At 73.1% G+C, this 12,211-nt stretch carries 10 protein-coding genes and 1 pseudogene; 3 read left to right on the top strand and 8 right to left on the bottom strand.

Annotation, left to right across the window (positions count from 1 at the left end):
• On the top strand, positions 1-561 hold a 561-nt coding region (locus AB8Z36_RS17945), incomplete at its 5' end, for a CchlQ (protein ID WP_369214330.1).
• Between the two features lie 15 nt (positions 562-576).
• Here AB8Z36_RS17945 and AB8Z36_RS17940 read toward each other — a convergent pair.
• Positions 577-1,572: an aldo/keto reductase gene (locus AB8Z36_RS17940; protein ID WP_369214329.1), complete on the bottom strand. Its 996-nt coding sequence runs from the start codon at positions 1,570-1,572 to the stop codon at positions 577-579.
• 141 nt (positions 1,573-1,713) lie between these two features.
• Between AB8Z36_RS17940 and AB8Z36_RS17935 the strand changes: the two genes are divergently transcribed.
• Positions 1,714-2,574: a helix-turn-helix domain-containing protein gene (locus AB8Z36_RS17935; protein ID WP_369214328.1), complete on the top strand. Its 861-nt coding sequence runs from the start codon at positions 1,714-1,716 to the stop codon at positions 2,572-2,574.
• A gap of 53 nt (positions 2,575-2,627) precedes the next feature.
• On the opposite strand, the gene AB8Z36_RS17930 is transcribed toward AB8Z36_RS17935, so the two are convergent.
• The 5 genes from AB8Z36_RS17930 to AB8Z36_RS17910 form a co-directional block, all read right to left on the bottom strand.
• On the bottom strand, positions 2,628-3,818 hold the full coding sequence (locus AB8Z36_RS17930; RefSeq protein ID WP_369214327.1) for an epoxide hydrolase family protein: 1,191 nt from the start codon (positions 3,816-3,818) through the stop codon (positions 2,628-2,630).
• Positions 3,819-4,106: 288 nt separating this feature from the next.
• On the bottom strand, positions 4,107-6,065 hold the full coding sequence (locus AB8Z36_RS17925; protein ID WP_369214326.1) for an acyl-CoA dehydrogenase family protein: 1,959 nt from the start codon (positions 6,063-6,065) through the stop codon (positions 4,107-4,109).
• 41 nt (positions 6,066-6,106) lie between these two features.
• On the bottom strand, positions 6,107-7,702 hold the full coding sequence (locus tag AB8Z36_RS17920) for an amidase family protein (RefSeq protein WP_369214325.1): 1,596 nt from the start codon (positions 7,700-7,702) through the stop codon (positions 6,107-6,109).
• A 72-nt stretch (positions 7,703-7,774) separates the two neighbouring features.
• Positions 7,775-8,512: an SDR family NAD(P)-dependent oxidoreductase gene (locus AB8Z36_RS17915; RefSeq protein WP_369214324.1), complete on the bottom strand. Its 738-nt coding sequence runs from the start codon at positions 8,510-8,512 to the stop codon at positions 7,775-7,777.
• Positions 8,509-9,543, bottom strand: coding sequence for an enolase C-terminal domain-like protein (locus AB8Z36_RS17910; RefSeq protein ID WP_369214323.1), 1,035 nt, complete (start codon positions 9,541-9,543; stop codon positions 8,509-8,511). The genes AB8Z36_RS17915 and AB8Z36_RS17910 overlap by 4 nt, the downstream gene beginning before the upstream one ends.
• 11 nt (positions 9,544-9,554) lie before the next feature.
• Here AB8Z36_RS17910 and AB8Z36_RS42305 point away from each other — a divergent pair.
• Positions 9,555-9,662, top strand: a pseudogene (locus tag AB8Z36_RS42305) (cupin domain-containing protein); the annotation flags it as partial.
• A gap of 76 nt (positions 9,663-9,738) precedes the next feature.
• Here AB8Z36_RS42305 and AB8Z36_RS17900 read toward each other — a convergent pair.
• Positions 9,739-11,124: a PhoX family protein gene (locus AB8Z36_RS17900; RefSeq protein ID WP_440581941.1), complete on the bottom strand. Its 1,386-nt coding sequence runs from the start codon at positions 11,122-11,124 to the stop codon at positions 9,739-9,741.
• A 170-nt stretch (positions 11,125-11,294) separates the two neighbouring features.
• The coding region (gene zapE, locus AB8Z36_RS17895; protein WP_369214322.1) for a cell division protein ZapE at positions 11,295-12,211 on the bottom strand (917 nt) is incomplete at its 5' end.

The following is a 12,211-nucleotide window of genomic DNA, read 5'->3' as shown; positions in this document are numbered from 1 at the left end:
GGGGAGTGCGGGGTGGAGTGGGGGACGCTGGTCGCCACGCTGGGCGGTGGTCTGATCGCGATCGCGGGCACCGTGCTCGCCGACCGGCTGCGCACCCGGCAGGAGCACCGCCGGGGGCTCCAGGCGCGCCGCCGGGAGGTCTACACGGACTTCATCGCTGCGGCGGGCGCGGCCCACACCGAGCTGCGCCGCCTCGCGCAGGGCGGCGCCGGGGCGGACGGCCTGGAGGAGGCGAGCCGCGCGGCGCTGACCGACGCCCGCGTCTACGAGGTGCGCGAACGCCTCTTCATCGACGCGAGCGCCCGCATCGCGGGCACGGGCCAGACCATGTTCGAACGCCTCCGCGCCCTGCGGAAGGTGGTCGCCGGGGGCGCCGGAGTGTCGGCCCCGGCGTTCCACGACGTCTACCACCCCTACCTGGACGCCGTCTGGGCCTACCGCGAGGCCGTCCGCGACGAACTGGGGGGCCACCCCCTCGCCCCGACCGACTTCGGCTGGTCCGCGTGGGACGGCCGCGAACGCTGCCCGCAGTGCGGGGCGCACTCCGCGAGCCCGGCCTGAACCGGACGGAAGGCCCTAGTTGCCCACTCCGAGGCCGGACATGAACGCCGCCGGGTAACGGTCCCCGCGTGCCGCGCCCCGTGGCACCGCCTCCTCGATGGCGGCGAGGTCGGCCGTGGTGAGGTCCACCTCAAGGGCGGGCAGGGCCTCGGTGAGGCGCTGCCGGGTGCGGGCGCCGACCAGCGGCACGATGTCCTCGCCCCGCGCGGCCACCCAGGCGATGGCGAGCTGGGCGACGGTGCAGCCCTTGGCGTCGGCGACCCGGCGCAGCGCGTCCACCACGGACAGGTTGTGCCCGACGTTCTCGGCGGCGAAGCGCGGGCTGTGACCGCGCATGTCACCCGGGCCCGCGCGGTGCCCGGCCGTCCAGTGCCCGGAGATGAGACCGCGGCTGAGCACCCCGTAGGCGGTCATGCCGATGCCGAGCTCACGCAGCACGGGCAGGACCTCCGTCTCCACCGCCCGCGAGATCAGTGAGTACTCGATCTGCAGGTCGGCGACCGGCTGGACGGCGTGCGCCCGGCGGATCGTCGCGGCGTCGACTTCGGAGAGCCCCAGATGCCGTACGTAACCCGCGTCGATCATCTCCTTCACCGCGCCGACCGTCTCCTCGATGGGCACCGCCGGGTCGAGGCGGGCGGGACGGTAGACGTCGATGTAATCGGTGCCGAGCCGGGTCAGGGAGTACGCCAGGAAGTTTTTCACCGCCTCCGGACGGCAGTCCTGGCCGATGAACGCCGGTCCCGGGGCGCTGAGCATGCCGAACTTCACGCTGAGCTGGTAGCTGTCCCGGGCCCGGCCGCGCAGCGCCTCGGCCAGCAGCAGTTCGTTGTGGCCCGTCGCGTAGAAGTCACCGGTGTCGATCAGCGTGACGCCCGCGTCGAGCGCGGCCCGCACGGTCGCGAGGCTCTCGGCACGGTCGGCCTCGCCGTAGGCACCCGACATGCCCATGGCCCCCAGGCCGAGGGCGGAAACGGCAGGGCCGGTGGCGCCCAGGGTTCGCTGGTGCATCGCGTTCTCCTTCGTCGTTCTCGTCGTTGCTCTGCGTTCCGCCCCCACCGTGCCCCCGTGGCGCCGACCGCGGGAGCGGAGCGCTCATCATGGGAGAGCCGCTCCCTGGCTGCGCCGGCCGCGGCGAGCAATCATGGACGCATGGAACGCGACCAGCTCGCCGATTTCCTCCGCACCCGCCGGGAGGCGATCAGCCCTTCGGAGGTCGGCATCACCGAAGGCCCCCGCCGCCGCACCCGTGGCCTGCGCCGGGAGGAGGTGGCGATGCTCGCCGGGATGTCGGTGGACTACGTCGTCCGCCTGGAGCAGGGCCGCAGCAGCCAGCCCTCGGTCCAGCTCCTCGGCGCCCTGGCGCGGGCGCTGCGCCTGTCGGAGGACGAGCGCTCCCACCTGTTCCATCTGGCCGGACACCACGCCCCGCCCGCCGACCAGGTGGCCCGGCTGGCCCGCGCGGGTCTGGTGCGGATGCTTGACCTGCTCGGCGACACCCCGGCCCTGGTCCTGTCCGACCTGGGCGAGCTCCTCGCCCAGAACCGCATGTCCGCCCTTCTGACGGGCGAGCCGGGTGATCTCACCGGAGACCGGCGCTACCTCGTCTACCGGTGGTTCACCGACCCGGCGGCCCGCGAGGTCGCTCCTCCCGGGGAGCGGGAGCTCAGGGCCCGGCAGATGGTGGCCGACCTGCGCGCGACCGCGGGCAGGCGCGCGGGCGACCCGGTCGTCGCCGGTCTTGTCGACCGCCTGCGGGCGGCGAGCGCCGACTTCCGGCGGCTGTGGGACGCGCACGAGGTGGCCGTGCGGCGGGCCGACCGCAAGACGCTGCTGCACCCCAGGGTGGGGCCCCTGGTCATGGACTGCGAAACCCTGGTCACCCCCGACCAGGGCCAGCAGTTGCTGGTGCTCACCCCGGCGGACGCCCGGACCCGCGAGCGCCTCGACCTGCTGCGCGTACTCGGCACCCAGGACTTTCCCGCGGACACGACCGGCGCACCGCCGAAGTGAAGCGGCCCGCCCCGGCCTGATCCGAACGAGAGGCCCCAGGGGCGTCAGGGGCGTCAGGAGCGTCCGGGCCGGAAGGGCCGGAAGAACGCGCGCAGCTCCTCCGCGTAGCGTTCCGGCTGCTCGAACGGGGCGAAGTGGCCGCCGTGCTCGGGCTCACTGACGTACGCCAGATTGGTCGTCCGCTCCAGCCAGGCCCGGGGCGGGCGGACGACGTCACCCCGGAAGAGCGAGAAGCCCGACGGCACCTCCACCCGCCGGTCGAACTGCGCCGGGTCGATCGTGGCGTTGGCGTGGTACATCCGCATCGAGGAGCCGATCGTGCCGGTCAGCCAGTACAGCATCACGCTCGTGAGGATCTCGTCCTTGGTGTAGACGCTCTCGATGTCGCCGCCGCAGTCGCTCCACGCCCGCAGCTTCTCCACGATCCACGCCGCGAGCCCGACGGGGGAGTCGGTGAGCCCGAACGCCGCCGTCTGCGGTTTCGTCCGGTGCATCGCCCCGTACGCGCCCTCGCCCGCTCCCCAGGTCCGGGCGCTCTCGAACCAGGCGCGCTCCTCGGCCGTCAGCTCCGCGGGATCGCCGGTGAACCTGGGCATGCCCGCGTCTATGCGGTGCACCGCCACGACCCGGTCGGGGTGGTCGAGCGCGAGGAAGCGGCTGACGTGGCTGCCCATGTCACCGCCCGCCGCGCCGAAGGTGTCATACCCCAGCGTCGTCATGAGCCCGGCCCACAGCCCGGCCACGTCGATGGAGCTGAGCGGCGGACCGGTGGTCTTGTCGGAGTAGCCGTAGCCCGGCATGTCGGGCACCACCACGTCGAACGCGTCGGCGGGGTCCGCGCCGTGCGCGCCCGGGTCGGTCAGCAGCGGCACGACCTTCTCGTAGCGCCAGAACGCGTCGGGCCAGCCGTGGCAGAGCACGACCGGCAGGGCGGCGGTCCCGGGCGCGGCGGCGGCCCGCGCGTGCACGAAGTGGATGCCGAGGCCGCCGACCCGCGCGCGGAACCGGGGCAGCAGCGCGAGCCGTTCCTCCTGCGCGGGCCAGTCGAAGCCGTCCGCCCAGTAGCCCACTAGCTCGCGCAGGTAGCCGATGTCGGTGCCCAGGGACCAGCCCGCGTCCTCGGGCGCGTCGGGCCAGCGGGTGGCGCGCAGACGAGCCCGCAGATCGTCGAGGACGGTTGGTTCCGTCCTCGGCGCGAACGGTTCGGGGTGCGGCGCGAGGGCACCGCCGGGGCTCGTCGTCATGCCGACATCCTGCTACGGAGGGCTGGGCGCGGCGGGCAGACACGGCGGGCGGGCGCCCTCGTTGAGCCGTCGCGGGACCTGAAGTCGCCGGGGGCTTGTGCGGGGCGGCTGTCGACGGTTGCCGAGGGCACGGACGTCGCTGGCCTTGTGTCCCCAGCGGACGGTACCGGCCGGGAGCGCGTCGAGCAGCATCCGGCGCGGTTCGCCGCAGTACACCTGCCCCGAACGGCGAGGGCGCCAACCTGGCCATGCTCGACGGCGCCCGCCTCGGCGAGACCCACCCGCCGCTCACCCCACCAGATCGGGGGAGCGCAGCATCTCCCGCGGGATGTTCCAGGCGTCGACGAGATCGGTCGCGAGGGGGCGGATCTTGCGGCACAGGTCGGTCACCTCGCGGCGGATGGCCTTGGAGCGCTGGACCGTCAGACGGCCGTGCTCCATGAACCACGCGCGGTCCGCCTCGATGGTGGACAGGGCGAACAGGTCGCACAGCAGACCGAGAGCCACCTTGTTGTCACCGTCAGGGACCTGGCCCACCTTGTCGACGAACGCCTCCAGGACCAGGCGCTCCACGTGCGCGTGGGCCACCGCGATCACGTGGTCCTGGACCTCCGAGAAGACGACACCGGGGTGGGTCTTGCGGTCCATGCCCCGCTTGAGGCGCCGTGCCACACCGGCGAGCATGTGCTCCTCGCGGAAACGGAGCATGGCCAGGTGGTACTCCGAGTCCAGGAGACCCGCCTCCTGGTCCCACTCGTCGCCGCCGGGCAGCAGGTCACGCACCCGTTCGAGCAGTTTGTGGGCCGACGTCTTCTCGATGACCGTCTCGACGGCGAGGTTCGTGACGTACCTGACCATGCCGAGCTGGTCCATGCTCTCGAACTCGCTCGCGTGGTGGGTGAGCAGGCCCTTGGCCACCAGTTGGAGCAGTACGTGGTTGTCGCCCTCGAACGTCGCGAAGACGTCGCTGTCGGCCTTGAGGGCGGCGAACCGGTTGACGGCCAGATAGCCCGCGCCCCCGCACGCCTCACGGCACTCCTGGATCGTGCGGGTGGCGTGCCAGGTGCCGAGCGCCTTGGTGCCCGCGGCCCGCGCCTCCAGCTCACGCCGCGCCCGCTCGTCGCCGTCGGCCGCCGAGAAGACCTCGTGCAACTGCGTGCGCACGACGTCCTGGGCGAAGTGCAGCGCGTAGGTCCGCGCGAGCAGGGGGAACAGGCGGCGTTGGTGCATGCCGTAGTCGAGGAGCACCTGCTCGTCGGTGTCCGACGCGGCCGTGAACTGGCGGCGCCGCACGGCGTACTTCGTGGCGATCGCCAGGGCCACCTTGCTGGCGTTGATGGCACCACCGGCCACGCTGACCCGCCCCTGCACCAGGGTGCCGAGCATGGTGAAGAAGCGGCGGTCGGGGTTGTCGATCGGGCTCTGGTACACGCCCTCGGGGGTGACGTCGGCGAACCGGTTGAGCAGTGCCTCGCGCGGCACGCGGACGCCGTCGAACCAGATCCGTCCGTTGTCCACGCCGTTGAGGCCCATCTTGCGGCCGTCGTCCTCGATCCGGACCCCGGGCGCCACCTCGCCGCCGACGCGCACCGGCACGACGAACGCGTGCACGCCACGCTGCTCGCCGCCCACCTCCAGCTGCGCGAACACGACGGCCAGCTCGGCGTGCCGGGCCGCGTTGCCGATGTAGTCCTTGCGGGCCTGGTCGGTGCCGGTGGTGATGACGAACTCACCGGCCTCGGCGTCATAAGTGGCCAGTGTGGAGAGCGCCTGGACGTTCGAGCCGTGCCCGGTCTCGGTCATCGCGAAGCAGCCCATCAGCTCGCCGGTGATCAGGCGCGGCAGATGGGCCTTGTGGTGGCGCTCGGTGCCCAGCTGGAGGATGGCGCCGCCGAAGAGCCCGAACTGCACGCCGACCTTCACCAGGACCGACAGATCGCCGAAGGCGAGCGTCTCGAACGCGGCGATCGACGCCCCGACGTCCCCGCCACCGCCGTACTCCTCGGGGAACCCCATGCCGGTCTGCCCGGTCGCCGCCATCTCCACGACGACCTCCCGCACCCGCTCGCGGAACGCGTCGAAGCCGAGCTCCTCCGCTTCGTCGAGGACGCCCGCGTACGCCGTCAGATTCTTCCGGACCAGGCCGCGGATGTCGGCGTACTCGCCGTCGAGCAGCCCGGCGAGAGCCTGGACGTCGATGACGGGCCGCACATAGCCGCTCGGGGAGGTGTCGCTGTCGGTGACCATGTCGCCCTGCTACCCGACGAAGGGATCATCGAATCGACGGCTCACCGTGAGTCACCGGCCGTCCCGGCCGTTCCCGTCGTCGGCAGGAAGCGCGGCGCCCGCCAGGCCTTCAGGCGGTTCTCCACTCCGGCCCCCAGGGAGAGGAGCGCGGAGTCCTGGTGGTCACCGGCCATCAGGAGGAGGCCGACCGGCAGTTCGCCGACCGAGCCCGCGGGCACCGAGAGGGAGGGGTAACCGGCGACGGCCGCGGGGGTGGACGACGGGATGACGTCATTGTCGCCGCGCGCGCAGTCGGTCGTCCACGCGGGCGGATTCGTGGGCGAGGCGATGGCGTCCAGGTGGTGGGAGGCCATGGTCTCGTCGATGGAGCGCCGCGACAGGTCCTTCAGCTCGGCGCGCATCGCGCGGTACCCGGGGTCCGTCGTGGACGGCGCGGCGAGTGCCTGCTCGAACAGCTCCTGACCCGCGAAGCAGCTCTGCTCCTCGGGGTGCGCTCGGTTGAACTCGATCAGCTCGGCGAGGTTCCGGGGCCCCTGGCGGGTGGCGAGATAGGCGTCGATGTCCCGGTGGAACTCGCTGAGCAGCGCAGGGAACTCCAGTTCGGCGAGCCGCGCCTGATAGGGCGGCGTCACCTCGACGACCACCGCTCCGGCCTCGCGCAGCTTCTTCGCCGCACGGGTCATCACCGCGTCCACCTCGGTGCCGAGCGAGGGCAGGCGCCACAGGCCGATCCGCTTGCCGCGCAGACCGTGGCCGACGCCCCGGGCGTCCCTGCCCCGCGCGTCCTCGCTCAGGACCGACAGTGTGAGCGCGGTGTCGGTCACGTTGCGCGCCATGGGCCCGGCCGTGTCCTGCTCGGCGGAGATGGGCACCACGCCCGACCGGCTGACCAGACCCAGGCTGGGCTTGTGGCCGACGACGCCGTTCATCCCGGCCGGGCACACGATGGAGCCGTCCGTCTCGGTGCCGATCGCGACCTGCGACAAGGACGCGGCGAGCGCGGCGGCGGAGCCGGACGACGATCCGCACGGATTCCGGTCCAGGACGTACGGGTTGTTGGTCTGCCCGCCCACCGCGGACCACCCCGAAGTCGGCTTCGCGGCACGGAAGTTGGCCCACTCCGACAGATTGGTCTTGCCGAGGATCACCGCCCCGGCCCGGCGCAGCCGGGTCACCAGCCTCGCGTCGGTGGCGGGCGGGCGCCCGGCGAGCGCGAGCGAACCGGCCGTCGTCGGCATGTCGCGGGTGTTCACATTGTCCTTGAGCAGGACGGGAATGCCGTCCAGCGGCCCGAGGGTCTTCCCGCTCCGGTGCCTGGCATCGCTGGCGGCGGCCTGGCGCAGCGCCGTCGGACTGACGCGCAGCACCGAGTGAATCCTTGAGTCGACGTCGTCGATCCGTCGCAGGTAGGCCCGGGTCAGCGCCGACGACGTCAGCGCACCGCGCGCCATACGCGCCTGCAACTCCAAAATGGTCACCGTGTCGAGGTCCACCCCGGCGAGAGAGGTCCCGGGCCCCGGCGACGAGCCGCCGCCGGTACCGGACTTCGCGGCCTGCGCCCCCGCGTCCGGTACGGCCAGCAGAAGGGACCCGGCGACAAGAGCGGCGGTCGTTGCGGCAATGCTTCTCTTCCCCATGGACCTCAGCCGACTACACCGGCGGCGCTCGGCGCAAGGGGGCGCGGCCACCGTCTGAGGGCACCTCGCGCCTCAGGAGGGCGGGCGCGGCACGTGTACCTCGGGCAGATACGCCAGTGCCCCGCCCTCCACCGGGAGACAGACGCCGTTGACGTACGAGGACGAGGGCCCGGCCAGGAACGCCACCGCCGCGGCGATCTCCTCGGGGCGGCACAGGCGGCCCAGCGGATAGGCCGCCTCGACATGGGCCCGCTCGGCGCTGTCCCGCCAGCGGTGGGCGTTGCGCCCGACGGCGACGAAGCCCGGTTCGACGACGTTCGTACGTACTCCGAGCGGCCCCCATTCGACGGCCGCCGCACGGGCGAGCGCGGCGAGACCGGCCTTGGCGACGGCGTAGGCGGCCATGCCGGGGGCGGCGCCGTGGGCGTGCACCGAGCCGATGAGGACGATGGAGGCCGGGCCCGCGGCCTTGCGGCGCACGAGTTCCGCGGCGGCCTGCCAGGCCGACACCAGGGAGACGTCGAGGACGTGGCGCCACTGCTCGGCCGTGAGGTCGGCCAGCGGGGCCCGCGCCTCGCCCAGCAGGGCGTGCACCAGGACGGACGGCGGCTCGGCGCAGGCGTCGAAGGCCCGCGCGAGCGCGGCCGGGTCGGTCGCGTCGCCCGCCACTCCGGTGCACTCCGCGAGGCCACCCACCGAGGCGTCGCTGTCCAGGCCGACGACGTCGTGGCCGTCGGCCGCCAGGCGGGCCACGCACGCCCGGCCCACCCCACCGGCGGCGCCGAGCACGAGAGCGGACCGGTTCATCATCGGGTCTCCTTCGCCGGATCGGACGGTGTCGTCGGTACGAGGCCGAGGCCCGGTCCCGCGCCCAGCGGGTAGGTCCCGGCGCGCACCGGTTCCGGCGGGGTGACGCTCGCCGGGCGCCACTCCGCCTCCCCGAACATGAACTCCAGCGGTGGCGAGGTGAGCGGGAGCAGTGCGCTCAGGTGGGCGCTCGCCGCGGTCGCCACGGGACCGTTGGGATTGTGCAGGGACACCGCGACGCCGTGCCGTGCCGCGAGATCCGCGAGGCGCAGCACCTGGAGCGGGCCGCCCGCGTGCTTGACGTCCGGCAACAGGACGTCGAGGGCGCCGGAGCGCAGGGCGGGCAGCACCTCCTCTTCGGTGGCCGCGAACTCGCCGCCCGCGAGCGGTACCCCGACCGCCTCCCGCACCCGCCGCAGCCCCTCGGGGTCGTCGAGCGGCGCGGTGTCCTCAAGCCAGCCGGGGCGCAGATCCGTCACCGCGCGCGCGTGAGCCAGGAGTTCGTCGACGGTCAGCAGGTGGTGGGCGTCGAGCAGGAGGGTGCGTCCGGGGCCGATCACGGTCCGTACCGCGCGGGCGATGCGCAGACCGTCCGCGATACGGTCCGGACCGGTCAGGGCGTCCCAGGGGGCGATCTTCACCGTGGTGTACCCGGCGGCGACCGCCCGCGCCGCGACATGGGCGGCGGCCTCGGGGGTACGGGCGTGGACCGCGCGGTTGATGTTGGCGTACAGCGGCAGCGTGCGGCGCACGACGGTGCGGCCGGTGGTCCGCGCGAGCCAGTCGGCCAGCGGCAGTCCGGCGGCGCGCGCGGCGGCGTCGCACTCGGCGGTGGCCAGGCCGCCGCGCACGGTGCGCTCGGCGAACCCGTCGCCGTGCGGCGGCCGTGCGGCGGACAGGAGCCGTACGGCCGCGCTCCGCCCGATGTCCGACACCTCGCCCCATCCGGCGCCCGCGTGCACGTACTGCCAGGTGGTGCGGTCGGTCACGGGGACGGTGCGCAGTACGGGGGCGGTGGTCGGTGGTGCGGTCACGTGCCGGGTGCCTTTCGGTCGGTGCGGGAGAGATGTACGTGGTGGCGGCCGGTGTGCCGCACGCCGTGCGGCCGGGGAGCCGGGGAACCCTGGTGATCGTGGAGGCCACCGGGGAGTGAGCGCCCGGCCGTGCGCCCGGCCGCGAGGGCCCCGCCGCCAAGGAGGGCGGGGCCCTGACCGGCGGAGCGGCGGGCGCTACTTGTGCCAGGGGCCCGTCACCGCGAACGTCGTGCCGGGGGTGTAGCAGTTGACGTACATCGTGTCGTGGTCCGGGGAGAAGGTGACGCCCGCGAACTCGCCCCACTCGGGCTTCTCCGGGGTGCCGATGTTCTGGCGGCCACGGGCCATCGCGTAGACCTCGCCCCGCCGGGTGACGCCGTAGACGTGCTGGGCGCCGCTGCCGTCCTCGCAGACCATCAGGCCGCCGCTGGGCGCGAGGCAGATGTTGTCGGGGGACTCGCCGGGCAGCTGGACGTCCGTGCCGGGGCCGAAGACGATCACGAGGGTGAGGCGGCGCCGCGCGGGGTCGTAGCGCCAGATCTGCCCGAAGTGGTCGCCCGCCGAACCCTCCGCCCTGTGCGCGAAGGACGAGACGAAGTAGACCGACGAGCCGCCCCAGTAGCAGCCCTCCAGCTTCTGCGCGTGGGTGATGCCGCCCTTGCCGAAGTCCTGGAGGCGGATGGGGGTCTGCGCGGCCAGCGGGTCGGGGACGTCGACCCACTCGACGTTGTCGAAGCGCGCGCCCGTCTCCTGGATCGAGGACAGGTCCGGCACGCCGGGCACCCGCATCGCCTGGAGCTTCCCGCCCGCGCGCAGGGAACCGCGCCCGCCCCCCGGCTTCTTCGGCAGGAAGCGGTAGAAGAGGCCGAAGGGCTTCTGGAAGGCGTCCTCGGTCTCATAGACCACCCCGCGTTCGGGGTCGACGGCGATCGCCTCGTGCTGGAAGCGGCCCATCGCGGTGAGCGGCACCGCGCCGGTGCGGTGCGGATCGACCGGGTCGACCTCGAAGATGAACCCGTGGTCCTTGGTGTAGCCGTTGGTACCGGCCTTGTCCTCGGTCTCCTCGCAGGTCAGCCAGGTGCCCCAAGGGGTCGGACCGCCCGCGCAGTTCACGGCCGTCCCGGCGATCGCGACGCGCTCGCCCAGGACGTTGTTTCTCCGGTCGAGCGAGAGCGCCGTACAGCCGCCCTTGGCCATCGGGTCGTAGGTGAGGCCCTTGACGGTCGGCACGCCGATCTTGCCGGTGACGCGGTTCTCGTGGTTGCGGACGAGGTGGACGCCGCCGTTCCGGCCACGGAAGGCGGCCATGCCGTCGTGGTTGCTCGGCACCTTGCCCTCACCCGAACGGAGGTCGTCGCCCTCCCGGGAGAGGACCCGGTAGCGGAAACCTTTCGGCAGGTCGAGCAGACCCTTGGGGTCGGGGACGAGAGGACCGTAGCCGCCCTTTCCCTGGGCGGCGGCGGTGCCCGCGAAGAGTTCGGAGAGGGCGCCGGTGAAGGCGATTCCGACGCCCACGGCGCCGGTACGGGCGAGGACCTGACGTCGGCTGGCGGACGCGTTGGCGGACATGTTGGCGGACATGTGGGGCTACCTCCTGCTGGCGGACAGGAATGTGACCGGATGTGTGTACCACGCGTCCTGGTGCTCGGGAACCACACGCGTAGCTTTCGATTTCTCGTGCCGCGCCGTGCTCGTGCCGTGTCGTGCTCGTGCCGTGCCTGCCGTGCTGCCTGTGCCGCGCCGCCGCGTGCCTACGCGCCCACGAGACCCTTGGCGTCCCGGGCCAGCGCCGTGAGCCGGGATATCGCCCGGAAGTACTTCTTCCGGTATCCGCCGTTCAGCATGTCCTCGCTGAACAGCCGGTCGAAGGGCACGCCGGAGGCGAGCACGGGCACCTCTCGGTCGTACAGCCTGTCGGCGAGCACCACAAGGCGCAGCGCGGTCGACTGGTCGGGCACCGGAGCGACGTCCGTGAGGCAGACGGCCGTGAGGTGGTCGGTCAGTGCTCCGTACCGGCTCGGGTGGACCTTGGAGAGGTGCCCGAGAAGCTGCGCGAAGTCGTCGAGCGAGGCGCCCTCCGTCGCGTACGCCGCCTTCGTGACCTGCTCGTCCGAGTACGGGGCCGGTGCCTCGGGCAGGCCGCGGTGGCGGTAGTCCTCGCCGTCGATGCGCAGCGCCTTGAAGTGCGCCGACAGCCCCTGGATCTCGCGGAGGAAGTCGGTCGCGGCGAAGCGGCCCTCGCCGAGCTTGCCCGGCAGCGTGTTCGACGTGGCGGCCAGCGCCACGCCCTGCTCGACGAGCTTGGCGAGCAGGGAGGAGACGAGCACCGTGTCGCCCGGGTCGTCCAGTTCGAACTCGTCGATGCAGAGCAGCCGGTGGCCGCTGAGCGTGCGCACCGTCTGCTGGAAGCCCAGCGCGCCCACGAGGTTCGTCAGCTCGACGAAGGTGCCGAACGCCTTCTGCTCGGGCGGAGCGGGGGTGGCGTGCCAGAGGGACGCGAGGAGGTGGGTCTTGCCGACGCCGTAGCCGCCGTCGAGGTAGATGCCGCGCGGGCCCGTGGGGGCGGCGGCCTTCTTCTGGAACCACCGCTTGCGGCCCGCCCCGGAGGCGTGCGCTCCGCCGAGCCCCGCGGCGAACCCGCTCAGGACCCGGACCGCCTCGGTCTGGC

The organism is Streptomyces flavofungini (assembly GCF_041028215.1).
Taxonomy (GTDB): Bacteria; Actinomycetota; Actinomycetes; order Streptomycetales; family Streptomycetaceae; genus Streptomyces; species Streptomyces flavofungini_B.
This window is presented reverse-complemented; position numbering and strand designations above follow the sequence as displayed.

Excerpts from the sequence above, each read along its gene's own strand:
- AB8Z36_RS17940 (WP_369214329.1), bottom strand. The coding sequence starts at position 1,572 with ATGCACCAGCGAACCCTGGGCGCCACCGGCCCTGCCGTTTCCGCCCTC.
- AB8Z36_RS17935 (WP_369214328.1), top strand. The coding sequence starts at position 1,714 with ATGGAACGCGACCAGCTCGCCGATTTCCTCCGCACCCGCCGGGAGGCG.
- AB8Z36_RS17930 (WP_369214327.1), bottom strand. The coding sequence starts at position 3,818 with ATGACGACGAGCCCCGGCGGTGCCCTCGCGCCGCACCCCGAACCGTTC.
- AB8Z36_RS17925 (WP_369214326.1), bottom strand. The coding sequence starts at position 6,065 with ATGGTCACCGACAGCGACACCTCCCCGAGCGGCTATGTGCGGCCCGTC.
- AB8Z36_RS17920 (WP_369214325.1), bottom strand. The coding sequence starts at position 7,702 with ATGGGGAAGAGAAGCATTGCCGCAACGACCGCCGCTCTTGTCGCCGGG.
- AB8Z36_RS17915 (WP_369214324.1), bottom strand. The coding sequence starts at position 8,512 with ATGATGAACCGGTCCGCTCTCGTGCTCGGCGCCGCCGGTGGGGTGGGC.
- AB8Z36_RS17900 (WP_440581941.1), bottom strand. The coding sequence starts at position 11,124 with ATGTCCGCCAACATGTCCGCCAACGCGTCCGCCAGCCGACGTCAGGTC.